Genomic DNA, 24,076 nt, shown 5'->3' with positions numbered 1-24,076 from the left:
CTCAGCCGACGTACCACTTCTGGTGCGCACCACCGTTGCACTGCCAAATCTGAAGCGGCGCACCGTTGCCGGCGTTGCCGTCAATCACGTCCACACACTTGTCGACGCGCGTGTTCGTCAGGTCGCCGACGGAGTTGAGCGAGAAGATCTGGTCCCAGGCGGGGTCGCACGCGGCGAGGCGCAGCGTGGCGCCGTCACCGCCGCCGGACACCTCCAGGCAACGGCCCAGGGTGCGCAGTTGCCCGGTCGCGGTCAGCTCATACGACTGCCCCGGCTGCCCGTTGCACTCCCACATCTGGATCGGCTGCAGCGTGGACGCGTCGCTGTTCGGCACGTCCAGGCATCGGCCGCTGCCGTAGCCGACGATCGGGCGCCCGGTGAAGACGGACGCGGGCGGAGCGGAGGTGGCCGGGCCGGCTACCGGGCGGGCGGCGGAGGTCTTCCCGGGCGTCGGCGAGACGTCGAACCGGGGCAGGCCGGCGCCGCCACCGCTCGCCGTCGGCGGCACCGGGGTGGGGGTCGGGGAGCCGATCGCGACGGGCGTCGTCAAGCCCTGAGCAGCGACCGCCGGGGCGCCGACGGCCGGGGCCCCGCTTTCGCCCGGTCCGGACTCGTCGTCCGCACCGAGCGTCGGCACGATCAGCAGCAGCGCGATCAGCAGCACCAGCAACGGAACCAGCAGCAGGACGGCCAGCCGGACCGGCCCGGCGCCGGGGCCGAGGAACTGGTCGAGAAGACCGTTCGCCGACCGCGTCGAGGTGGCCGGCGTCCGGGCCGCGGGCGTGCCCGGCGCACCGGAGCCGGAGAACCCGAAGCTGCCCTCCACCCCCGGGATGGCCGAGGACTTCGGCGCGGCGATCGGGGCGGACGCGCTGGCATCCGGGCCGCGGTAGCCGAAGCGCGCATCAAGCGTCCCGCCCCCGCCGCCCGAGGTGGGGGCCACGCCGGTCGCCTCCGCCCGCTCGTCCCGGCGCTGGCGCGGCACGGCCGGCGAGGGCGGCGCGGTGGTCCGCGGGGCGACCGGGGACGACGTCTCCTCGCCCGAGCCCGCGGCCTGCTGGAGCAGTCTCTCCGCCTCGATCGCGTTGATCCGGCGGGCCGGGTCCTTACGCAGCAGGCCCTCAAGCACCGGGAACAGCGTGCCGGCGCGCTGCGGCGGCGCGGGTAGTTCGGTGGCGAGCGCGGCAAGCGTGGCGATGGACGAGGACCGCGCGTACGGCGAGCGCCCCTCCACCGCCGCGTAAAGGGTCGCGCCGAGCGACCACAGGTCGGACGCGGGCCCGGCCGGCTCGCCGATCGCCCGCTCCGGCGCGAGATAGGCCGGCGAGCCGAGCACGATGCCGGTCCGGGTCATGGCCGGGTCGTCCTCGACCGTGGCCAGCCCGAAGTCGGTAAGCATGATCCGGCCGTCCGTGCCGAGCAGCACGTTCGCCGGCTTGACGTCGCGGTGAAGCACGCCGACGCGGTGCGCGGCGCTGAGCGCGGCCAGGACCGCGAGGCCGATGCGGGCGGCGGCGGCCGGGGACAGCGGCCCCTCGGCCCGCAGCACGCTGTGCAACGGCTGCGACGGGATGAACTCCATGACGATCCACGGGTCGCCGCCGTCGATCAGGACGTCGAAGATGCGGACCGCGTTGGAGTGGCTGAGCTGCGCGATCGCGCGGGCCTCACGCAGCGACCGCTCGCGGAGTTGCGCGGTTTCCGCCTCGCTGAGACCGGGTGGCGGCACGAGCTCCTTAACGGCGACGTCGCGTCGCAGCATCTCGTCGCGGGCCAGCCAGACCCGGCCCATGGCGCCCTGCCCGAGCGCGCGGAGGAGGGTGTAACGACCGGCGAGCGATCGTTGCGAGGTTTCGGGCACGTCAGCACCGTACCGGTTCAAATATCGCGGGATCATATCGACGCGGTCGGCAATCGGCCACAGTCGTCTAAGTCACATTGGACGCCCGTCACATCTACCTGCATGCGACAAACATCCGTTGGCCTGCAACAACTCCAGCGGGCTCCCAGATAGGAAACCTCGCAATTCGCAGAACCGAACATCGCTATTACAGACCGTCGTGCGCGCTTCAGATAATCCGCACCCCGGTCCGCCGAGTAGACCATACCCGGACCGCACCGTGACTCTTAGTGAACATTTAGGGTTCGCCTTTTGATCTCCCCGAATGCCCGGACGCGTAGGAACGGATGCCGCAACGACGCAGGGCACACGGATGGAGCACATCATGAACTGGCGCCGCCTCCTCATCGGACGCAACCGGAAGATCGTCATCGGGGTCACCGCGGCCGCGCTGGCCGGCGGGGCGCTCGCGGTCGCCGGCATCGGCAACGCGGCCACCGGCGCCAACGCGGCGTGTGCGGGCATCGAGTCGGCGCGCCGGCAGAACCTTGACTTCATCGCGGCCCAGCGGGCGAACCCGGACGCCCAGTCCGAGGCCCGGATCAAGAACCGGCAGGAGGTCATCGCCGTGATCGACCTCCAGCTGAAGCAGGCCGGCTGCGCACCGGCCCAGGGCGGGGACGACGCGGTCGCCGCACCCCCGGCCGAGGAGGCACCGCCGGCCGGCGAAGCACCCCCGGTCGCGGACGCGCCGGACGGGGACGACACCGAGGGTGACGACACCGAGGGTGACGACGCGAACGCCGGTGGTGGTGCCGCGAACGGTGAGGTCGTCTGCAACGGCTCGACGGTTACGCTCTCCGGTGAGGGCGGCGCGCCCGCCGCGTCAAGCAACCAGTTCCCGGCCGGCACCCGGCTGCGGGTGACGAACCTGGACAACAACAAGAGCATCACGGTCGAGGTGACCAGCGGGTCCGGCAGCTGCATTCTGCTGAACAACGCCGCGTTCGAAGAGGTCCGCGAGCCGGGCAAGTTCCTGATCCGCCGCGCGGTCATCGAACTCGTCGGCTGATCCGCTCGTATTGGCCACTAGACCTGACTGTTCTGACAAGGGGTTTGGTGTGCCGGAGGATCAAGAGGACGTAACGCCGGAAGCGCCGAAGCGCGTCGTCTTCGGCCCGGTGGTCACGGTGCTGGCCGGTCTCCTGGTGGTGGCGGCGCTGCTGCTGCCGAACCAGCCGACCGGCCTCACCGCCGGCGCGTTCCTGCGCCTCCCGGTCGAGGCGCTGATCGTGGCGGTGCTGCTGCTGGTGCTGCCGGGCCGGGCCCGTACCGCCGGGGCGGTCGTCGCGGGCGTGGTCCTCGGCCTGCTGGTGCTGGTCAAGCTCGCCGACATGGGCTTCATCACGGTCTACGCCCGCCAGATGGACCTGGTGCTGGACTGGAGCCTCGCGGACGACGGCATCACGTTCCTGACCGGCTCGATCGGCCGGCCCGGCGCGGTCGTCGCGGTGATCCTCGCGGTCGCGCTGCTGCTCACCGTACCCCTGCTGATGGCTTTGGCTCTGGTTCGTCTGGGGCGGGCGTTCGCCCGGCACCAGACCGCGACCACGCGCGGGATCGTGGTGCTGACCACGGTCTGGCTGGTGCTGGCGCTGGTCGGCAACCCGGTCGCGGACCGCGGCGCGTCGACGTTCCTCACCGCGCGCACCGGCCTGGTCAACGCCGCGCTGCACGACCGGGAGGCGTTCGCGGCCGCGGCCGCGGTGGACGCGTTCGGTGACGTGCCGCCGAGCCGGCTGCTGACCGGCCTGCGTGGCAAGGACGTGCTGCTCACGTTCGTGGAGAGCTACGGTCGCAGCGCGGTCGAGGATCCGGCGATGTCCGCGGGTGTCGGGGCGGTGCTCGCGGACGGTGAGCGGCGGCTGACCGCGTCCGGTTTCGCGGCCCGCAGCGGCTGGCTGACGTCCACCACGTTCGGCGGTTACAGCTGGCTCGCGCACTCCTCGTTCCAGTCCGGCCTGCGCGTCGACAACCAGCAGCGCTACCGCACGATCGTCTCCAGCGACCGGCTGACGCTCACCGAGTCGTTCCGCCGGGCCGGCTGGTCCACGGTCGGGGTCGCGCCGGCGAACACCTACGCCTGGCCGGAGGGCGACTGGTACGGCTTCGACAAGGTCTACGACTCCCGCAACCTCGGCTACGCGGGCCCGAAGTTCGGCTGGACCACAATGCCGGACCAGTACACGCTCACCGCGTTCGAGCGGCTGGAGCACGGCCGGTCCGATCGCGGGCCGATGATGGCCGAGCTGGACCTGCTCTCCAGCCACTTCCCGTGGGACTCGATCCCCGAGATGATCAACTGGGACGCGGTCGGCGACGGCGCCGCGTTCGCGGGCATGCCGGAGCGCCTGGCCCCGAGCATCCCGGCAGAGCAGCGGGACGCCTACCGCACCTCGATCGAGTACTCGCTCACCGCGCTCTTCACCTACCTGGAGCGGCACGGCGACGAGAACACCGTGGTGATCTACCTCGGCGACCACCAGCCGGCCACCACTGTCACCGGCCCGAACGCCAGCCACGACGTGCCGATCACCATCGTCGCCAAGGACCCGGCGGTCCTCGACCAGATCGCCTCCTGGAACTGGTCCCCCGGCCTCACGCCCGCGCCCGACGCCCCGGCCTGGCCGATGGAGTCCTTCCGCGACCACTTCCTCTCCGCCTTCGCCACCGGCAATGGCTCCTGACCTGGACCTTCCTGAACGGTGAGGAAAGCGACACGAAGACGAAATAGGACATCGTCACATCCAGATACATGAGATCCACAGGCTGTCCCCCGGAACCATCCGGAGGGAAGGAGCCTGCCCTCGTGAAGAGGCAACTGAGTGTGGTCGTGGCCGGCACCCTGGTCGCGGCCCTGATGGCGACGCCGGCGGAGGCCGCACCCGGCACCCGCACGGCGGACGCGGAACCCACTGCCGTGCTCGGCGACGACAACCTGCCGCACCCACTCGCCGAACAGCGTGAGGCGGAGCGGACCGAGGCGGTCGAGCAGTTGATCGCGGGCCGGACGACGACGGAGAAGCGGAACGGGTCGGAGGTCATCCGGCTCGGCGGGAACCGGTTCGTCGAGTACCGGAAGAAGGAGACGAAGGCCGATCCGGTGCTGACGTTCCTTGTCGAGTTCGGCGACCAGGTGTACCCGGCCGCGGGTGGCACGCCAGGCCCGGTGCACAACGCCATCCCGGAGCCGGACCGGGTGTGGGACGGCGGCGCGACGGACGACAACACCACGATCTGGGACGCCGACTTCGACCCGGCGCACTACGAGGAGCTGCTGTTCGCCAACAACAAGGAGTCGATGGCGAACTTCTACTACAAGCAGTCCGGCGGGCGGTACACGGTCGGCGGCGACGTCTCCGACTGGGTGACCGTGCCGTACAACGAGGCGCGCTACGGCAGCAACTCCGTCCCCCAGCGCGACGGCTACTGGAACTTCGTCAAGGACAGCGCCACCTCCTGGTACGACGCGCAGCTCGCCGCCGGGCAGACGCCGGAGCAGGTCAAGGCGTACCTGACCTCGTTCGACGTGTGGGACCGCGACGACTTCGACCACGACGGCGACTTCAACGAGCCGGACGGGTACGTCGACCACTTCCAGGCCATCCACGCCGGCGCGGGCGAGGAGGCCGGCGGCGGCGCCGAGGGCACGGACGCGATCTGGGCGCACCGCTGGTTCGCGTTCTCCAGCCTGGCCGGCAGCGCGGGCCCGGCGGGCAACCTGGCCGGCGGCGTGCAGATCGGCGACACCGGGCTCTGGATCGGCGACTACACGACGGAGCCGGAGAACGGCGGGCTCGGCGTCTTCGTCCACGAGTACGGCCACGACCTTGGCCTGCCCGACCTCTACGACACGGCCGGCGGCGAGAACGGCACCGGCTTCTGGACCGTGATGTCCTCGGGTTCCTGGCTGGGCCGGGGCAGCCCGACGATCGGCTCGACGCCCGGCTACATGGGCGCGTGGGAGAAGCTCTACCTCGGCTGGTTGAACTTCACCACCATAAAACCCGGAAAATCATCGAAATACGTGACATTGGGTACGGCGGCGAACGCGGACGGGATCCTGCCGCAGGCGATCGTCATCCCGCTCGCGGACGGCACCTACTACCTCGCCGAATACCGGACGTACACCGGATACGACGAGACACTGCGACTCGGCCCGTACAACTGGGGCTGGGCGAACACCAAGCCGGACTGGGCGGAGCGCTTCCCCTACCAGGACGGCCTCGTGGTCTGGTACGTGAACCCGGCCGCGGGCAACAACAACACAAGCGTCCACCCCGGCACCGGCCTCACCCTGCCGGTCGACGCGCGCCCCACGCCGATCACGTTCCCGGACGGCACACTGCTCAGCAACCGCCGCCAGCCGTTCGACGCCTCGTTCGGCCTGCAGTCGACGGACCCGGTGACGTTCCACCGCAACGGCGTGCCGGTCTCGGTGCCACGGCAGAAGGCGGTCCCGGTCTTCGACGACTCCGACCCGCTGCGCTACTGGAACGCGGCCAACCCGCAGAACTCGGTGAAGGTGGCCGGCGCGGGCGTGAAGATCGAGGTCAAGTCGCAGATCACCGGCTTGATCCCGCTGATGACGCTGAGGGTCACGCCCCCGGCGAAGTGACGGGAAGGGGGCGGGTGAGCGCCCCCTTCCTCACCGTCCCAGCGCCGCGCCGCCGTTGACCTGCACGATCTGCGCGGTCACATGCCCGGCGCCCGGCGAGGCGAGCCAGTGCACTGTCTCCGCGATGTCGGTCGAGGTGCCCACCCGGCCGGTGTGACCCTGCTTGCGCTGGTTCTCCCGCCACTCCTCGGTGATCGTGTCGCCGAAGAACTCGGTCTCCTCGATGTAGCCCGGCGCGACCACGTTTACCGTCACGCCACGCTCGCCGAGCGCGGACGACAGGTCGAACGCGTACGGGTGCAGCGCCGCCTTTGACGCGCCGTAAGAACCGTTGCCCGAGCCGCGGTACGCCGCGATCGAGCTGAGCAGCACGATCCGCCCGTTGTCAGTGAGCACGTCGGCCAGCGCCTCGACAAGCAGCACGGCGGTGAGCACGTTCAGCTCGAAGTTGCCCTGCCAGTGCTCGCGCACCTTCAGCAGCCGGTCCAGCTCGGGCCGGTCCACGTCGAAGTCGGTCGGCGCCTGCTTGCGGGTGACGTTGCCGCCCGCGTTCGCCACCACCACGTCGACCTTGCCGTGGCGCTCGACGATCTCGTCGCGTACCCGCAGCGCCTGGTCCGCGTCCGTGAGGTCGGCCGCGATGGTGAGCACCGAGCCGGCGCCCTGTGCCTCGATCCCGGCCGCCGCGCGCGCCAACGCGTCGGCGCGCCGGCCGACGATCACCACCTCGGCCGCGTCCCGCGCGAACCGGGCCGCGACCGCCTGCCCGATGCCGGTTCCGCCACCACTCACCACTACGACTCGTCCCATGTGTCTAGTCCTACCGGTCGCGCGGAATATCGGCTAGCTGGAAATCATTGTCAAAAACATGAAGGTACGCAGCTCGCTCAGGTCCCTGGCCCGCAAGCCCGGCTCGCAGGTGGTCCGCCGCCGGGGCCGTGTCACAGTGGTCAACCGCAAGAACCCGCGCTGGAACGGCCGTCAGGGCTAGAAATGCCCACGCAGCGCGGTGAATGACGGCAGCTGGAGTACGCCGGTGTCGGCCGGGTCAAGTGCGGCGTGCTCCAGCTCCCAGGTGTGCGGGTGCGGGATGAAGACCGCGTTCCACCCGGCCTGGCGCGCCGGGATGATGTCCGACTTCGGGGAGTTGCCGATCATCCAGGTGGTCGCCGGGTCGAGCCGCAGCTCGGACGTCAGCGCGAGGTAGGCCGCGAGATCCTTCTCCCGCACCACGTGAACGCTGCCGAAATGCGCGGCCAGCCCGGACGCGGCGAGTTTGCGCCGCTGCTCCGCGTCGTCGCCCTTGGTGAGCAGCGCCAGCTCGTGCCGGGCGCCGAGGTCGGCGAGCGTGGCCGCGACCTCCGGCATCAGCTCGACCTGATCGAAAACGAGCGCGGCGGCCAGCCGCTCGATCTCGCGCCGCTCGGCCTCGGTGGCCGGGCGCTCGTTCAGCCGCTCGAAGCAGTCCGCCAGGTTGCGCAGGAAGACGCGGCTGCCGTACCCGTGAGTCTTGGCATTGGCACGTTCCACGTCGTTGAGCACGGCGCGGATCGCGGCGTGGTCAAGTGTGGGGTGGGCGAGCCAGGCGAGGAAGTCGTCGACCACGCGGATGAACAGGATGTTGTTCTCCCACAGCGTGTCGTCGGCGTCGAAGACGAGGGTGCTCATGCTCTGCATCCGATCACGCGGCGGGTGTCGTGTCGTCCGAGTTTCGTGGCGCCGGGCGACCGGCGACGATCCGAGGCCGGAACACGATCGAGCTCGAGGTGGCGACCACGCTTAACAATCGATCCGGCGATATACGGCGCGGCATCGCGACAGGCATATGGGCCGACCGTGACGCTTATTCCGGTACGGCGAATCGCGCATCTGACAATTGTGCGGGCGCTCCGATTGTCGGAACGCCCGCACAATTGTTTGTTCAGGCGACGGTGACAAGTACCGAAAGCGGTGCGGTGGCCTCCAACTCGCCGGACGATGCGGTTCTCCGCACCCGGCCCACCGAAATGTTGAACGCGCTGTCGCCCCGGGCCGGTGGGACCGCGGCCCCGACCCGGCCACCGGCCGGGACGTCGATCAGCGTGACGCTCCAGCCCTCGCCGTTGTGGATGGCGACGCGGACCCGCACCGGCTCGGCCCCGGTGAAGTCCGAGCTGAACGACAGGTAGAGGCGGCGGGTGCCGACGATCGGGTTTCCGGGCCGGCCGGCCGGCTCGACCGGGATCGACACCGCGTACCGCCGATCGATCAGGTTCTGGTTCTCGTCGAAGGCGAAACCGGCCGGGACCGGGATGACCTGGTATGACATCTCGTCTTCTTCCTCTCCTCGCGGGCTCTCCGAGCGCGCCTTCCAGGTTTCGATCGATTCACCGCGGAGGATCGACATGAGCCGGTCGAGCGCGTCCTGGGTGGCGACGAACCGGCGGATGATCGACAGGTGCAGGTGCCAGAGGTGGGTGTCGTCCCGGCCCGGGTCCGGCCCGGCGTCGGCCCCGACGCCCAGCGCGCGGCCGCCGGTGAGCACGTAGCAGTAGACCGTCCGGCTGTCCTTGGTGCCGATGAACTCCCGGATGATCGGCGCGCCGCCGATGAACAGGCGCTCGTCCCGCGCCCGGCATGCCACGTCCATCCGGGTGGTGTACTTGCGCATCGCCGTGTCGGACATGGTCAGGTCGATCGCGGCGGCCTTGTCGCCCGGGCCCTGCCTGTCGTTCGCCACGTCGGCCCGCGAATAGTCGCTTGTGGCGAGCGCGTTGCGGTAGTTGTGGTAGCCCGGCTTGGCCGCGTAGACGCCGCCGAGCTGCACGGACGGCTCGAACGCGTCGAACTGCCCCCAGAAGCGCCAGATCTCCGCCGTGATCTGTGCCGGGTTCGGGTTCGCCGCGGCAAGCGCCAGCGGTGGCTGACTGTCCGGGTCCTCCGGCGGGGCGATCACGTCGTAGTCGTCGCCGGCCGCGATCGCGACGACGTCGGGCTGGCGGAGCCGGACGGGCTGGCCCGCACGCAGCCGGAATCCGTCGTCCACCCGGTCGTAGTACCACCCGGTCGCCGTGCTCTTGTCCGCGAGGACGAACCCCGCGGGCTTTCGGATGGCGTACGTCCGGCCGTCAAGCGGGCCGCCGGTACATCGGCCCTGGAAGATGTCGTTTTCGTCAACGGAGTCTGTCATCGCAATCCGCCGGATCTCCCCTCACACGTCCGTGAAGACGCGCCCGCTGATCTTCTGAACGGTTCCGCGCCGGTCGCGTCCCGTCAAGTGCGGGTCGCCCGGTCGGTTGATTTATCCACCGCCGGAAATCAGCAAACCTGTATGCGTGTGACATATGCAAGAACCCGCGGGATGCGCTTATCCCGCGGGTTCTCGAACGGATCCTGAACTACATCAGATCACCGATAGGTGTACGTGGTTCGTATGGTCACCCGAAGGGCTGCCACCACCCGAGTAGGACTGCCAGCCGCTCGACGGCAGCCAGATCCGGCGGAACCAGATCACGTAGAGCACGCCGAGGCGGTCCGCGTTCTTGATGTAGAAGTTCGCCAGGTTGTCGCCGTAGACCTTGTCCGAGCCGGCCGCGACGCCGCCGAAGCCGCTCGCCTGGGCCGACCAGTCACAGGCCCGGCCGCGTGGGTGTTCGCCGCCGTCCTCCGCGCTGCGGTAGCAGGACACGAAGTGGTTGAACCCCGCCGATTTCGTCTGCTTGTAGGCGTGCAGCAGGCGCGGCGTGATGCAGCCGCCGGTCGGGGTCGGGTCGTTCACCGTGCAGCCCTCGGAGGGGAAGGAGCCGTCCGAATTGCGCTCGGCCGACGCCGCGACCGCGGCGGAACCGGAGCCGGACTCGACGTTCGCTGCGGCGCCGCCACCGGCTGCCTTCAGCGCGCTCTCCGCCTGCTTCTTCCGCTTCTCCATGTTCTCGACCTGCTTCTTCTGCTCACCGATCTCAGACTCGATGGCAGTCTTCGCACGCGAGGCCTCGTCCTTCGCGGTGACCAGGTTCTGGACCTGCTTCTCCTGGTTGATCGTCATGGTCTCGACCAACGTGGCGCGGTCCATGAACCCGTCGCCCTCGGACGCGTTCAGAATCGCGACCATCGGGGCGAGGCGTCCGTTGCGGTACGTGCGGCCGGCCAGCTCGCCGACAGTCTTCTCCCGGACCACGAGGTCCGACTCGATGGTCTTGAGCTCCTCGGTCAGCTCCTTCTGGCGCTTCTCCGAGGCGGCAAGCTTGTTCTTCGCCTCGACGAAGCCCTTGCTGGCCGCGTCGAGCTGTTCTCTGAGCTGATCTGAGCCGCCCTCGTCGATCGCGTAGGCAGGCGTCGCGAGCGCGGCCGTGGCACCGCTCGCCAGCAGCACGGCAAGCACCGCTATTCGCCGTAGGCGCATCATGTCCCTTTCTCGGACCGCCGGCCGGGTTAGCTGACGGGTTCGGGATGGGAACGACACCCCTACCGCTTGACGCGGATTCACCCCACAAACGTGGTTCCCCGACTCGCTGTGCGATTTGGCGGTGGTGGTCACTGGCGCCGGTGCGGCGCCCGCTGATGACAACCGGCGGCAAGACTACCCAGGTGCGACAAACAGCCACGCTCAAGATCACGAAACTTAAGAAAACCCTATAGTCACAGAAAGTGCCCGCTCAATGACCCTAAATCATAGAGCGACATCTAAATGGTACGGAAATAGGCCGCCCCGGTTTCCCGAGGCGACCTATCCTGACCAGTTGTCGATCGGCTGACTACAGAGAGCTTGACCGTCGTGCCGGCGCGCGACCGGCCGGCTGATGCGGCTCCGGCCCGACGTCGGTGCGCTCCGGAATCGCCATGGTCACCGACTTGTCCGCGGACACGGTGACCAGCTCGCCATGGTGCACGAGTGTGATGCTTTTCTCACCCGTGCCGTTCCGCAGCGAGTAGGTGACCTCGTCGCTGCGTACGTCCACCCGCAGCCGCAGCCCGCGCCAGAGCAGCGCGAACTCCATCCGGGTGATCCGCTCCGGCAGGCGGGGGTTGAAGGACAGCTGACTGCCGTGGTCCCGCATGCCGCCGAGACCCATCACCAGCGAGATCCACGATCCGCCCAGCGACGCCACGTGCAGGCCCTCGCGCGCGTTGTTGTGCAGGTCGTGCAGGTCCATCAGCGCGGCTTCGCCCAGGTAGTCGTGGGCGAGCTCCAGGTGCCCGGTCTCCGCCGCCAGCACCGCCTGCGTACAGGCGGAGAGCGACGAGTCACGGACCGTCCGGGCCTCGTAGTAGGCGAAGTTGCGCTGCTTCTCCTCGTCGCTGAACGCATCGCCGCGCCACAGCATCGCGAGCACCAGGTCCGCCTGCTTCACGACCTGCTTGCGGTAGAGGTCGAAGTACGGGTAGTTCAGCAGCAGCGGGTAGTTCTCCTGCGGCGTGCCCTCGAAGTCCCATTCCTGCAGCCGGGTGAAGCCCTCCGACTGCTGGTGCACACCGAGTTCGTGGTCGTACGGCAGGTGCACGGCCGCGCCCGCGTCCCGCCAGCCCGCGATCTCCTCCTCGTCGATGCCGGCGGCGCTCGCCTTCTCCGGGTACTTCAGCGCCACCTCCGCCGCCGCGTAGAGGTTCTGCTGGGCCATCAGGTTGGTGTAGATGTTGTCGTCCACCACGGCCGTGTACTCGTCCGGGCCGGTCACGCCGTCGATGTGGAAGCGGCCGTGCCGGTCGTGGTGGCCGAGCGAGCGCCACAGCCGGGCCGTCTCGATCAGCAGATCGAACCCGTAGTCGCGCTCGAAGTCCTCGTCCCCGGTCGCGGTCACGTAGCGGCGGGCCGCGTCCGCGATGTCCGCCGCGATGTGGAACGCCGCGGTGCCGGCCGGCCAGTACGCCGAGGTCTCGTGCCCGCGGATGGTCCGCCACGGGAACGCCGCGCCGCGCAGGCCGAGCGTCTCGGCCCGTTCCTTGGCGAGGTCGAGCGTGGCGTGCCGCCAGCGGAGCACGTCCTTGGCCGCATCCGGCTGCGTGTAGGTGAGCACCGGCAGCACGAACGTCTCGGAGTCCCAGAACGTGTGGCCGTCGTACCCGGGGCCGGTCAGCCCCTTCGACGCGATCGGCCGCATCTCCGCCCGGGCGCCGGCCTGGAGCACGTGGAAGAGCGCGAAGCGCACCGCCTGCTGCACCTCCGGGTCGCCCTCGACCTTGACATCCGAGTGGTCCCAGAACGCGTCCAGGTACTCCCGCTGCGCCGTGACCAGCCCGTCCCAGCCGGTCAGCCGCGCACTTGCCAGTGCGGCGCCGACCTGGTCACGGAGCGCGGGCACGGAGCGCCGGCTGGACCAGCCGTACGCGATGAACTTGATGATCCGGAGCTTCTGCCCCGGCTCGAGCATGCAGGCGACAGTGGTCCGCATCCAGTCCGGGTTGCCCTCGGTCTTGACCATGTGGCGGCCGTCCGTCTCCACCACGTGCTCCATCGCGGCGGCCATCCGCAGCTGGCTGTTCTTCGTGCTGTGGATCAGCAGTCCGCCCAGGTCCTGGACCAGGTGCTCCTCCGCCACGAGCGGAGACTCCAGCAGCGCCGCGACCCGGGGGTCACGCTTGGTCGGCGGCAGCTGCTCGTTCGACACCAGCTCGGACTGCACGATCACCCGGGCCGGGCCGTTGACCGGCTCGACCTCGTAGCAGATCGCGGCGATCGCGCGCTGGGTGAAGGACACCAGGCGGGTCGAGCGCACCCGCACCGACCGGCCGGCCGGTGAGACCCACTCGACCTCGCGCTCAAGCGTGCCGGACCGCATGTCCAGCACGCGCTCGTGCGACTGCAGGTCGCCGTAGCGGACGTCGAACGGCTCGTCGTCGACGAGCAGCCGGATCGGCTTGCCGTTCGTGACGTTGACAATCGTCTGACCGGACTCCGGGAAGCCGTAGCCGGCCTCCGCGTACGGCAGCGGCCGAAGCTCGTAGAAGCTGTTCAGGTAGGTGCCCGGCAGACCGTGCGGCTCGCCCTCGTCCAGGTTGGCCCGAAGGCCGATGTGGCCGTTGGAGAGCGCGAACACGGACTCCGACTGAGCCAGGACGTCGAGGTCGAGCCGTGTCTCGCGGACATGCCAGGGCTCGACCGGATAAGCCCGCTCTCGGATCACAGTGATCCCTTTCAGTGTTGATCTGAGCCCGTCGGTGAACCACCGGCGGGTTGCGTCCTACCGGGGGGACTCGCCGCCGTCCAGGAGTTCGGCGAGGTCCGATACGACGATGTCGGCGCCGTGGGCCCGGAGATCATCCGCATGCCCGACCCGGTCCACTCCGACCACGAATCCGAAGCCGCCGGCCTTGCCGGCTTCCACGCCCGCGAGTGCGTCCTCGAAGACGGCCGCGTTCTGAGGGTCGACGCCGAGCCTCTTCGCGGCCGCGAGGAACGTGTCCGGCGCGGGCTTGCCGGGCAGTCCCTCCGCACGGGCGACCACACCGTCGACCCGTTCCTCCAGCAGATCCTCGATGCCGGCCGCGCGCAGGACGTCGCGGCAGTTGGCGCTCGCGGACACGACCGCGGTCCGCATGCCCGCATCGCGCACCGCGTGCAGGTAGGTGACCGAGCCGTCGTACACCTTCACCTTGCCCTCGCCGATGTACTTCAGCACCAGCACGTTCTTGAGGTTGCCGATGCCGTTGACGGTCTCGGCGTCGGTGGCGTCATCAGGGGTGCCCTCGGGAAGCTCGATGCCCCGGGACTTGAGAAACGTACGCACGCCGTCGGCCCGCTGTCGGCCGTCCACGTACTTGAGATAGTCGGATCCGGAGTCGAAGGGGACGAAGGGAGTCCCGTCCGCTTCGGCGCGCCTGCGCAGATATTCGTCGAACGTCTCCTTCCAGGCCGCGTTGTGGACAAGCGCGGTCTGGGTGAGGACACCGTCCAGATCGAACAGGCAGGTGGTCACATGAGGTGGAAGACCAAGCACCCGCTCAATTTAACCGTGAAATGGAAACTTAACCGGATTTCGCCGGTGTCAAACCCCGGGCGCGGCGGCTCGTGTGGTGCCCCGTTCCGCAGGTTATCGCCGGTCAGCGCGCTCGCGCGGGAAAACGGTGAACCTTTCATGTCGCCCGGACGACACAAACGATCGCACAAAGGGTCCGTCGGGCCTGACCGTTCGGCTCCCCCTTAGTTGATCTTCAAATGATCACCTCTATCGCCAGCCCACATCGATCCGGTCACCGCGCTCGTCGAAGAAGTGCAGCGCGTCCATCCGCACGCCGATGGCCAGCGGGCTGCCGGGCCTGATCGCCGGGTAGGGAGCGAGCCGTACCGCCAGCTCGGCCGGGCGCCGGTGATGACGACCCGGGTCGCTCAGCACGCTGGTCCGGCCGCCGCCTGACGACTGCTCCGGCTCGCTCCGGTCGCCGAACCGCCCGGCGATCCGCTGCACCGCCTGACCGAGCCGCCGCATCGGGCCGGTCTCCACCTCGTCCATCTCGACCGCGGCGCCGCCCAGCTCGTCCACAAGCACCGCGGTGGCGCCCACGTCGACGAACGCCAGCGACTCGTGCCCGTGGTGCTCCAGGTAGCGGATGCGGCCCTGCAGCACGTCGCCCGGCGAGTCCGGCGCGACAGGGGTCAGCGCCTCCGCGCGCAGGCCGATCACGATCCGCTCGCCGTGGAAGTGCGCGACCGCGCGGGCCCGGATGTCGTCCCACGGCAGATAGAGCGCCTGCTCACCGAGATTGAGCGCGACATAGCGGTCCAGGTGCACGTAGACCGAGGCCTCGATCAGGTTCATCCGCGGGCTGCCGAGGAACGCGGCCACGTAGAGCGTGGCCGGGCGGCCGTAGACCTCGGTGGGCGTGCCGACATCCTGAAGCACGCCCTTCCGCATGATCGCGACCCGGTCCGCCATGGTCAGCGCCTCGGCCTGATCGTGCGTGACGTACATGGTGCTCACGCCGAGCTCGCGGACCAGGCCGGAGATCTCCGCGCGCAGCTCCGCGCGGAGGCCGCTGTCCAGGTTCGAGAGGGGCTCGTCCATCAGGAACAGGCCGGGACGGCGGACGATCGCGCGGCCCATCGCCACCCGCTGACGCTGACCGCCGGAGAGTTGGCCCGGTCGCCGGCCGAGCAACTCGCCGATGCCGAGCGCGCCGGCCACGTCAGCCACCCGCTCCGAGCGCGGGCCCGGCTCGACGCCGGAGAGGCGGAGCGGGAACGAGATGTTCTCGTTCACCGTCATGTGCGGATAGAGCGCGAAATCCTGGAAGACCATCGCGATACGTCGATCTCGGGGCGGGATGTCGTTGACCACCTCGCCGTTGAGCAGCACGACGCCGCTGCTCGGGTCCTCCAGACCCGCGACCATGCGCAGCACTGTGGACTTGCCGCAGCCCGAAGGCCCCAGCAAGACCATGAACTCGCCGTCCTCGACGTCGAGGTTGACCCTGTCGACCGCCACCGTTCCATCGGGGAACACCTTTGTGACGTCTTTGAGCGCGACGGTTGTCACCGCCACCTCCCCGCAGCTTCGTGAGGCCGGCCCCCAGCTGTGTCCACTGTGACGAGCGTCATCGGAATTAGCCAATCGGGTAAACGTGCCATGTTCGCGGAGTAATTACCCCACTACAGAAATGGCACACCTGACCGTTTTGCGCGCATTGCAGGGAATTTATCGGGACGAATCTCTCGCGGCGGCGACGATATCGACGAAGATCCGGGCCTCGGCCGGGTGGAGGCGGGGCGGAACGGTGGCCAGCCGGGCGATCAGCCGCCGCAACCGCGACGGGCCGGCCCGGTACAGCCGCCGTGGCAGATACGGCAGTCCGGCGTCCAGGTACGGCAGCGCCCGGTACCGCCGCAGCCCGCGCCGCACCACAGGCACGCCGCCGTCCCGGCTCGCCCGGATCACCTCAAACAGCTCCGGCACCCGCCGCTGCCGGACCAGGTGCCACTGCACGCGCATGGCGGCCGGCAGCGCGGCCAGGTCCCGCGCCGGCACCCGGGCCAGGACGTCGCCACACCGGTCCAGGAACAGCGCGACGTACTCGTCACCGGCCTCGGGCAGCACGCGCAGATAGTGCGCCAGGTCGGCGCGCACGGCGGACGCGTCGTACGCGCGCCGCAGCCCCGGAACGCCCGCCAGGAAGCGGCTGACCCGGTCCACCCCGTCCACCCGGTCCACGAAGTTCCGCAGCTCCTCCCGGCGCTGCGTGATCGACCGCTCGCCGCCCTCCCGCCGCCGCCAGTGGTAGACCGGCACATCCACCACGTCCACGGTTCCGGCGAGCACATGCGCCGGCACCATCACCGGCGTGTCCTCGTAGAGCACGCCCTCCGGGAACGCGAGCCCGTGCCGGTCCCAGAACTCCCGGCGGAACAGCTTGTTCCAGGCGGTACGGTCCCCGAGCAGCTCCCGGTCCCGGCTGACGTGGGTGCGCAACCGCGTGTGCGTGAAGATCCGCCGATGCATGCGGGACGGCCCCAGGCCGCGCGAATCGAGCCGCAGCGTGTTCCCGGTGGCGAAGTCGGAACCGGTCCGCTCAAGCGCGGCGGCCAGCACCTCAAGCGCGTGCCGGGGCAGCACGTCGTCGCTGTCCACGAACTGCAGCAGCTCGCCGCCCGCGTGCCGGACTCCTGTGTTGCGGGCCGCGCCGAGCCCGGCGTTCTCCTGGGTGACCAGCCGGAAACGGGCGTCGCGCGCGGCGAACCCGGCGGCGATCCGCCCGCTGCCGTCAGTGGAACCGTCGTCGACAAGCACCACGTCGAGATCCTCGTAGGTCTGTGCGGCGATCGACTCCAGACACTCCACCAGATACGGCGCCACGTTGTAGATCGGCACCACGACACTGATCACGGACCCCATCAGCGGGCCTGCCTTCCTGCCGCGAACGCGCGCTCAGCATCTCGCGCCGACCCGCCCTGAGCGGGAAGCCGGGCCTGGCGCGTACGGGTGGTGACGACCCGCCACGACAGCACGCCAAGGGTCCAGACCGCGACCACCGGGAAGGCCACGCCGCCGAAAACCACTGCCACAAGCGCGCGCCCGTCCCAGCCCGGCTCCAGGCGCGGCGACCACCGCGAGCCCGGACGCGCGGCCAGGTCGTAGTGGTGCATCGCCACCGCAAGGAGCAGCACGAACGCCAGCTGCGGCGGCACCCGGTGCAGCACGGCGGCGCCGATCAGAGCCGCGTACTCGATCAGCCGAAGCGCCGCCGGGACCAGCCAGTCGAGCCGGCCGGCCAGGGCGGGGAGCCGCCGGGCGAGCGGCCCGTCGTCCCGCTGCCGGCACGCGTCCCCGGTCGCCGACACGGACCTCCGCATGGCGAGCGAGCGCAGTCCGCGGAACGTCAGCGTGTACGCCAGCGCGGCCACGCCCCAGCCGAGCACGGCCAGCAGCGCCACCCGGCCACCGGCGAACGCGGCAAGCACCGCGATCAGCGCCCACCGCTCACCGATCGGGAAGACCACGATCCGCTTCAGCCAGTAGAGCGGCGACCGCCCGTCCGCGATCACCCGGTCGGAGAGCCGCCCTAGCGCCCCACCGGTCCTGGTGAGGGCGGGAGACGGCGGCTGCGCCAGGCGACCGCCCGGTACTGGCCCGGACGGGACCGCAGCGTCGTGCAGCACGCCGTACCAGTGGTCGGTGGTGTGCCGGACGGTCTGGAGCGTCATCGCCGCCACCGCGAGCCACCAGCCCTCGTCGTGCCCGAGCCGCACCGCGCCGGCGGCCAGACCGGCGTAGACCACGTACTCCTTGGCCCGGTCCGCCATCGTGTCCAGCCAGCCGCCGAGCGGCGTGAACCGCCTGGTGAACCGGGCCACCTGCCCGTCCACGCAGTCGAGCACGAACCCGAGGTAGAGCAGCACCGCGCCGGCGATCATCGCGGGCCGGGACGCCTGCGCGAAGCCGAGCGCGGCGCCGAGCGCACAGACCACCGAAAGCGCTGTCACGCCGCCGGGTGTGAGCCCCAGCCGGGCGCAGATCCGGGTCAGCACCGGCGACCAGCTGCTCACCAGGAACGTGGCGACGAAGTCGTCGCGCTCTTTCACCGCGAGCCGCAGCCGTGCCCGCTCCTCGTCCACCCCGGCGATCTCCGTCTCGGCCCGGGTCGCCGCCTCGCCGGTCCGGCACCGACGGGCGATCAAGAGCCTGAGGGGGTACGCGTGGAGCCGCGCGCCGGCCCGGAGCCACGAACCCACCAACCCGTCGACCAGGTCGTCCCCGTGCCCGATCAGCTCGGCGGCGGCGGCCGCGCGCTGCCGGTCCCGGCCCGCCACCCGCACCGCACCCAGGAACACGACCGGCCCGGTGGCTGCCACCCCTGTGATCACGCCGCGGGCCTGGGTCAGGCGGAGCCCGTGCCCGCCGCCGTCCCCGACCGGGCGGAGCCCGTCACCGTCGGTCTGGGCCGGGCGGAGCCCGTCACCGTCGACCTGGACCGGGTGGGGTCCGTCACCATTGCGGACCAGCGCCGTCGACCTGTCGCCCGGCTCGGTGGCCAGGTGCCACAGCACCGCGTCGTGTGCGACCAGGTCCGCGGCGACGATCAGCACCGGCCCGTCGCCGTTGCGCAGCAGCGTGGACAGCTCGGCGGCCGTGCCGGGTTCCACGATCTCGGTGGCTCCGGCGCGGCGCAATCGCGCTCTGAGCCGGTCGCGCCGGGCGGTCTCGACGGCCTCCGCGGCCGCCAGCAGTGCGAGTGTCACGCCACATCAACCCGATATCGGCCGCTTAGTGGCGACTCCCTACGGGAATCAGGGGAGAGATCCCCTTCCAGACGGATGGCGGGGTGGACTCCACTCCGTACCGTTTAGTCATCGGCACATCACCACGTGCCACGAACTGAGGAGTTGAGCACCATGGCTTCGTCGCCTCGCCGTCTCACCCGGCCGCGCGACAACCGCTGGATCGCCGGCGTCTGCTCCGGCCTCGGGCGCCGTTTCGGACTCGGCGCCGGCCTGACCCGGTTGCTCTTCGTGCTGTCCTGCCTGCTGCCCGGCCCGCAGTTCATCGTCTACATCGTGCTGTGGATCCTGGTGCCGAACGAGGATCGCCACACCGCCGCGTACTGACGCTGACGCAGAAGGCCGCCGGGGTCTCCCCGGCGGCCTTCGCCATGCTCACGGCGCGGTGTAGGTGACTGTCACCTTCTCGTAGCCGAGCGACCGCAGCAGCCCTTCCAGCATCTTCGTGGTGTTCTCCTGGGCGCGCTGGGGCAGCTCGCTCTCCCGGGCGGCGGCCTCGATGCGCTCCTCGGAGAGCACGTAGATCGCCTGCTGCTTGTTCGGATCCTGGCCGAAGGCGTCGCCGATCCGGTTCAGCAGGCCCTTCTCCTCGGAGAAGACGTAGCTGCGCTCCTGATCGAGATTCGTCTCGCCGAGCTGCGGGGCCGGGAGCGTGATCGTGGCGGTCTTGCCGTCCTCGGAGACCACGATCGCGTCGTCGGAGATCGAGCTGAAGTCGACGTAGGCCTCGACCGAGCCGGCCGCGACGAACAGCGTGCGCTCGTTGAGCAGGAAGTCCGGCACGTGTTCCCGGTTGCGCTGGGTGTCCACCACCACCTGGAAGTTGCCCTCGGCAGCCACGTACCGACTCAAGTCCTGGATCGACTGCAGCAGCGGCGGCTGACTGCGGTCCGTCTCCTGCTCGGCGAACGGGTTGGTCAGGCTGGGCAGCAGACCCGTCACGCGCACACCGATCAGGCCGGCCACCAGCGCCACGAGCAGGACGGCCACCACCCAGAAGACGCCCCGGCTGCTGCGCTCCGGCTCGGGAGCCACCGGCGCCGTCACCCCATCAACCTGCTGAGCTGGCATTTCACTGGTCGGTTGGTCAATTCCCTTGTTGCCGCCCATCGCGGCTCACCCGCCCTTTTCAGCGCTGTTGCTACCTGCCCTAGACGGTACGGGTGGGGTACGACAGGCGCGAATCGAGACTCCGGCGTACCCTTATAGTCGGTTTTGGGTCTTCTGTTGTTAACTATCCCGAAGGGTCCGAATCTTGAGCACGTTCACCGCCGGTCAGGTCCGCGCCACCCTGAAGGACCGGGACGCCTGGTGGACCGTGCTGCTTGTCGACCCGGTGGCGACGCCGATCGTGCGCCGGGTGGCCCGCTTCCGCTGGATCACGCCGAACCGCCTCACGCTTGTCGCGTTCCTGCTCGGCGCGGGCGCGGCGGTCTCGTTCTGGCAGGCGACCCGGCCCTGGCTGGCCGTCGGCGCGCTGCTGTTCCACCTGAGCTTCGTGTTCGACTGCATGGACGGCAAGGTCGCGCGACTGCGCGGCGACGGGTCCGCGTTCGGCGCCTGGCTCGACTTCGTCTGCGACCGGATCAAGGATCTGACCTGCACCGCCGGCCTGTTCGGCGGGCAGTGGGCGGCGACCGGCGACGACTACTGGCTCGGCCTCGGCGGGCTGGTGCTGTTCATCAACATGTTCCGCTACCTCAACGGCGCGCAGATGACCAAGGTGCGCGCGGACATGCGGCTGAAGATGGCGGCGGCGCGGCGCGCGGCCGGGCTGGACGACGGCGCGGAGCTGCGCTGGGTGGAGGAGGCGATAGACGCCCTCCCGGCCGGCGAGGCGGACGACGCCGCGCTCGGGGACATCAACGGCGAATTCCGCTCCCGGTACGGCCGGTTCATCGGCCTGCGGAACGTACTGCGCCGCTACCGGATCCGCCCGCACCTGGTCAGCGGCATCGAGTTCCAGATGTTCGTGTTCATCGTCGGGCCGCTGATCAACCAGACCGCGATCGTCACGGTCTGCACCGGCGCGCTGCTGCTGATCTTCGAGGCCGGGCTGATCTACAAGCTGTGGCTCTCCACCAGGTCGTTCGAGCGGCAGATGACCGGCCTGCGGGAGTCCTCCATCCTGGGATGACGGACCCCCGCGACTGGCCTAGCCCGCCGGAATCTCGCTGAACTCGCTGAACAGGAACACCCGCGCGTGGATCTGGTTGCGCTGCTGCAGGGCCGCACGCAGCGCCCGGTGCAGCCCGTCCTCCAGGTACATCCCACCGTTCCACTGGACGACGTGCGGAAACAGGTCGCCGTAGAACGTCGAGTCCTCCGCCAGCAGCTTGTCCAGCGCGAGCTCGCGCTTGGTCGTGATCAGCTGATCCAGCCGAATTGGCCTCGGCGGGATCTCCGCCCACTGCTTCAGCGTGAGCCCGTGCTCCGGATAGGGCCGACCGTCCCGAACCCCCTTGAAGATCACGACGGCACGCTCCCCTCACCTGACGCCGTTGCCGGCCTGGCGGTAGTCAGCCTAGCGACCCGGACCGGCGGTTGATTCGTCCCCGTAAGCCGTGGTCCGACCGGGATGTGAATCACCCACCCCAGCGACCGCGGTGAATGACCTCGGTCTGCGGCCGGCGTCCCCGTTTCAGTGACGGAGAGCGACGATCCGGGGCACGGTATCCGATCGTCAGCGCGCCCACCGGCACGAACTCCCCGGGCACCCCGAACGCCTCCCGGTACGCGCCCGTCCGCTCCGGCGGAATGCCGAAGAAGCACGCGCCAAGACCCTCGTCCACGGCGCTCAGCAGCATCATCAGCGAGGCCATGCCGGCGTCCACGTCCCAGTACGGCACCGGCCAGCGCTTCTCGTCCCGGTCCGACCAGCCCTTGTCCGGCTCCGCGTACCGGTCGAGGTAGGCCGAGCGGTTCGAGTGCGGCACCACGACCAGCGGCGCCCGACTCATCCCGGCCAGCCAGTTGCTCATGGCGCCGCCGTTCGGGCTGGTCGCGGTCCAGAACCGCTCCCGGTCGGCCGGGTCCTCCAGCACCAGGAAGCCCCAGCCCTGGGAGAAGCCCGCCGAGGGCGCGCGGACCGCGTGCGCAAGCAGCCGCTCCACCACGGCCGGCGGGACCGGGCGGTCCGGATCGTAGTTGCGGACCATCCGGCGCTTGCGCACCACCTCGGCGAACTCCATGCCCGCGACTCAGGAGGCCGGGACCGGCGTGACGCCCCAGACGCCCCGCCAGGTGTCGCCCGGTTCGATCACGATCACCCCGCGGCCGGACCGGAACGCGTCCGGCGGGCAGGTCATCGGCTCGATCGCGACGGCCTTGCGCAGCCGGTCGCCGCCGAGCGTGTCCGAGGTGAAGACCTGCCACCAGCCGAACTCGCCGTCCGCCCAGACGCGCACCTCGGCGCCGCCGCCGGTCAGCACGACGGTCGACGTGCCGTCCTCCGCGTGGATCACGTCGCCGAACGCGGTGTCGAGCACCGCGGAGCCGATCCGGCGGCCCTCCGTGTAGTCGTACTCGGTACCGGCCACCTTCGCGGCGCCGACCGGCAGCAGCCGCGAGTCGACCATCAGCCGGTTGCGGGCGGGCAGCGTAAGCGTCAGCTCGTCCACCGGCAGGCCGGGGATCTGCAGGTACGGGTGGACGCTGAACCCGAACGGGACCTGCTGCGCCGCCAGGTTCTTCACCTCGTGCGACGCCTTCAGCCCGGCCGCGCTCACCTGCCAGGTGGTACGCAGCCGCAGCGGCCACGGGTAGCCGGGCTGTGCCGGCATCAGGTACTCAAGCGTCACCGAGTCGGCCGACTGCTCCACCGCGTGCCAGCGGGAGTAGTTGACAAGTCCGTGCAGCGCGTTCGCACGGGTCGGCTCGGTGAGGAACAGCTGGTGCTGCGTGCCCTGGAACGAGTATTTCCCGTCCCGGATGCGGTTCGGCCAAGGCGCGAGGATCTGGCCCGCGCAACCGGCCGCGAGCTCGTCGTCGGCGTAGCCCGACACGTAGTCCACGCCGTTCACCCGGTACGACCGCAGGCCACCGCCCACCTCGACGACGACGGCCTCGTGGCCGTCCGCGGCGATGGTCCACTGTGTACCGGAGAGCGGCTCGGCGACGGCCCCGGACTGGTGCGCGACAGAAGTCATGGACGAACTTTAGCCAGCTAGGGGTTAACGCGGGCTCAGGGAGCCAGCCGTTCCACCACCCACTCCTGCCCTACGCGCCGGTAACGAAGCCGGTCGTGCAGGCGGCTCGGCCGGCCCTGCCAGAACTCGACACTCTCCGGCACCACGCGCAGCCCGCCCCAGTGCGGCGGCGGCGGGATCTCCACGTCCGCCTCGAACCGCGCGGCGACCCGCTCGAACGCGGCGTCCAGATCGTCCCGGCCGCTCAGCACCGAGGACTGCGGGCTGGCCCAGGCGCCGAGCTGGGAGCCGCGCGGGCGGGTCGCGAAGTACGCCTCGGTCTCCGCCGCGCTTACCCGCTCGACAGCACCCCTGACCAGGACCTGGCGGTGCATCGGGTGCCAGGGGAAGAGCAGCGCGGCGTACGGGTTCGCGGCCGCCTCCGTACCCTTGCGGGAGTCGTAGTTCGTGAACAGCGTGAAGCCGCGCGCATCGACGTCCTTGAGCAGCACGGTGCGGCTGCTCGGCCGCCCGTCCGCGTCCGCGGTGGAGAGCACCATCGCGTTCGGCTCCGGAAGCGGGAACGCCTGGGCGTCGGCGAACCACCTGGCGAACTGCGTGGTCCAGTCGGCGGCCAGGTCGTCGCGGCGCAGGCCACGATCGGGTCGGTATTCCCGGCGCATGCCGGCGAGCTCGGACATGACGTGCACGGTAGTCGGCGTATTTCGGCTTTTCGTGCGCTCCGG

At 70.0% G+C, this 24,076-nt stretch carries 21 protein-coding genes and 1 riboswitch; of the genes, 6 read left to right on the top strand and 15 right to left on the bottom strand.

Translation table 11 applies throughout. The features are described from left to right. Position 1 precedes the first annotated feature (1 nt). Positions 2-1,861 (bottom strand): protein kinase, encoded by a 1,860-nt coding sequence (locus tag ACIA8K_RS08345; protein WP_396056343.1) that lies wholly within the window; start codon positions 1,859-1,861, stop codon positions 2-4. A 364-nt stretch (positions 1,862-2,225) separates the two neighbouring features. Here ACIA8K_RS08345 and ACIA8K_RS08340 point away from each other — a divergent pair, with 364 nt between their 5' ends. The 3 genes from ACIA8K_RS08340 (at position 2,226) to ACIA8K_RS08330 (ending at position 6,518) form a co-directional block, all read left to right on the top strand. Then, a complete protein-coding gene (locus tag ACIA8K_RS08340) occupies positions 2,226-2,912 on the top strand; it encodes a hypothetical protein (protein ID WP_396056341.1) in 687 nt (228 codons plus the stop codon). Positions 2,913-2,961: 49 nt separating this feature from the next. Beyond that, entirely contained in the window at positions 2,962-4,587 is a 1,626-nt protein-coding gene (locus ACIA8K_RS08335) for a sulfatase-like hydrolase/transferase (protein ID WP_396056339.1), read from the top strand. Positions 4,588-4,709: 122 nt separating this feature from the next. Next, positions 4,710-6,518, top strand: a complete 1,809-nt coding sequence (locus ACIA8K_RS08330; protein WP_396056337.1) for an immune inhibitor A domain-containing protein — start codon at positions 4,710-4,712, stop codon at positions 6,516-6,518. A 30-nt stretch (positions 6,519-6,548) separates the two neighbouring features. Here the strand turns inward: ACIA8K_RS08330 and ACIA8K_RS08325 are convergent, their stop codons facing one another. After that, complete coding sequence (locus ACIA8K_RS08325) at positions 6,549-7,328, bottom strand: SDR family NAD(P)-dependent oxidoreductase (protein WP_396056335.1); 780 nt, start codon at positions 7,326-7,328, stop codon at positions 6,549-6,551. Positions 7,329-7,386: 58 nt separating this feature from the next. Between ACIA8K_RS08325 and ACIA8K_RS08320 the strand changes: the two genes are divergently transcribed. Beyond that, positions 7,387-7,509: a 50S ribosomal protein L36 gene (locus ACIA8K_RS08320; protein WP_396056333.1), complete on the top strand. Its 123-nt coding sequence runs from the start codon at positions 7,387-7,389 to the stop codon at positions 7,507-7,509. On the opposite strand, the gene ACIA8K_RS08315 is transcribed toward ACIA8K_RS08320, so the two are convergent. The 8 genes from ACIA8K_RS08315 to ACIA8K_RS08280 form a co-directional block, all read right to left on the bottom strand. Further along, positions 7,506-8,195, bottom strand: a complete 690-nt coding sequence (locus ACIA8K_RS08315) for an HAD family hydrolase (protein WP_396056331.1) — start codon at positions 8,193-8,195, stop codon at positions 7,506-7,508. The two genes, ACIA8K_RS08320 and ACIA8K_RS08315, sit on opposite strands and share 4 nt — an antisense overlap. A gap of 244 nt (positions 8,196-8,439) precedes the next feature. Further along, a complete protein-coding gene (locus tag ACIA8K_RS08310) occupies positions 8,440-9,687 on the bottom strand; it encodes a hypothetical protein (RefSeq protein ID WP_396056329.1) in 1,248 nt (415 codons plus the stop codon). A gap of 213 nt (positions 9,688-9,900) precedes the next feature. Continuing rightward, positions 9,901-10,899, bottom strand: a complete 999-nt coding sequence (locus ACIA8K_RS08305; RefSeq protein WP_396056730.1) for a coiled-coil domain-containing protein — start codon at positions 10,897-10,899, stop codon at positions 9,901-9,903. A 2-nt stretch (positions 10,900-10,901) separates the two neighbouring features. Then, positions 10,902-11,033, bottom strand: a riboswitch (cyclic di-AMP (ydaO/yuaA leader). 218 nt (positions 11,034-11,251) lie between these two features. Continuing rightward, positions 11,252-13,618, bottom strand: coding sequence for a glycoside hydrolase family 65 protein (locus ACIA8K_RS08300; protein WP_396056327.1), 2,367 nt, complete (start codon positions 13,616-13,618; stop codon positions 11,252-11,254). A gap of 57 nt (positions 13,619-13,675) precedes the next feature. Then, positions 13,676-14,431: an HAD family hydrolase gene (locus tag ACIA8K_RS08295; protein WP_396056325.1), complete on the bottom strand. Its 756-nt coding sequence runs from the start codon at positions 14,429-14,431 to the stop codon at positions 13,676-13,678. A gap of 228 nt (positions 14,432-14,659) precedes the next feature. Next, positions 14,660-15,967, bottom strand: a complete 1,308-nt coding sequence (locus ACIA8K_RS08290) for an ABC transporter ATP-binding protein (RefSeq protein WP_396056323.1) — start codon at positions 15,965-15,967, stop codon at positions 14,660-14,662. A 159-nt stretch (positions 15,968-16,126) separates the two neighbouring features. Beyond that, positions 16,127-17,320 (bottom strand): glycosyltransferase family 2 protein, encoded by a 1,194-nt coding sequence (locus tag ACIA8K_RS08285; protein WP_396056321.1) that lies wholly within the window; start codon positions 17,318-17,320, stop codon positions 16,127-16,129. Then, positions 17,320-19,164: a CDP-alcohol phosphatidyltransferase family protein gene (locus ACIA8K_RS08280; protein WP_396056319.1), complete on the bottom strand. Its 1,845-nt coding sequence runs from the start codon at positions 19,162-19,164 to the stop codon at positions 17,320-17,322. Before ACIA8K_RS08280 ends, ACIA8K_RS08285 begins: the two co-directional genes overlap by 1 nt. 153 nt (positions 19,165-19,317) lie before the next feature. Between ACIA8K_RS08280 and ACIA8K_RS08275 the strand changes: the two genes are divergently transcribed. Beyond that, entirely contained in the window at positions 19,318-19,530 is a 213-nt protein-coding gene (locus tag ACIA8K_RS08275) for a PspC domain-containing protein (RefSeq protein ID WP_396056317.1), read from the top strand. A 48-nt stretch (positions 19,531-19,578) separates the two neighbouring features. On the opposite strand, the gene ACIA8K_RS08270 is transcribed toward ACIA8K_RS08275, so the two are convergent. Then, positions 19,579-20,250 carry a DUF4230 domain-containing protein gene (locus ACIA8K_RS08270; RefSeq protein ID WP_396056315.1) on the bottom strand — a complete coding sequence of 224 codons (672 nt, stop codon included), beginning with the start codon at positions 20,248-20,250 and terminating at the stop codon, positions 19,579-19,581. A 208-nt stretch (positions 20,251-20,458) separates the two neighbouring features. Here ACIA8K_RS08270 and ACIA8K_RS08265 point away from each other — a divergent pair, with 208 nt between their 5' ends. Then, positions 20,459-21,340, top strand: coding sequence for a CDP-alcohol phosphatidyltransferase family protein (locus ACIA8K_RS08265; protein ID WP_396056313.1), 882 nt, complete (start codon positions 20,459-20,461; stop codon positions 21,338-21,340). An 18-nt stretch (positions 21,341-21,358) separates the two neighbouring features. On the opposite strand, the gene ACIA8K_RS08260 is transcribed toward ACIA8K_RS08265, so the two are convergent. The 4 genes from ACIA8K_RS08260 to pdxH all read right to left on the bottom strand — a co-directional run bounded on the left by ACIA8K_RS08260 (position 21,359) and on the right by pdxH (position 24,031). Continuing rightward, entirely contained in the window at positions 21,359-21,676 is a 318-nt protein-coding gene (locus tag ACIA8K_RS08260) for a type II toxin-antitoxin system VapB family antitoxin (protein ID WP_396056311.1), read from the bottom strand. 112 nt (positions 21,677-21,788) lie between these two features. Then, entirely contained in the window at positions 21,789-22,394 is a 606-nt protein-coding gene (locus ACIA8K_RS08255; protein WP_396056309.1) for a nitroreductase family protein, read from the bottom strand. Positions 22,395-22,403: 9 nt separating this feature from the next. Next, positions 22,404-23,351 (bottom strand): aldose 1-epimerase family protein, encoded by a 948-nt coding sequence (locus ACIA8K_RS08250; protein WP_396056307.1) that lies wholly within the window; start codon positions 23,349-23,351, stop codon positions 22,404-22,406. A 35-nt stretch (positions 23,352-23,386) separates the two neighbouring features. Beyond that, positions 23,387-24,031: a pyridoxamine 5'-phosphate oxidase gene (pdxH, locus tag ACIA8K_RS08245; protein ID WP_396056305.1), complete on the bottom strand. Its 645-nt coding sequence runs from the start codon at positions 24,029-24,031 to the stop codon at positions 23,387-23,389. Between the last annotated feature and the right edge of the window lie 45 nt (positions 24,032-24,076).

Origin of the sequence: Catenuloplanes sp. NPDC051500 (assembly GCF_044454585.1) — a bacterium.
Taxonomy (GTDB): Bacteria; Actinomycetota; Actinomycetes; order Mycobacteriales; family Micromonosporaceae; genus Catenuloplanes.
This window is presented reverse-complemented; position numbering and strand designations above follow the sequence as displayed.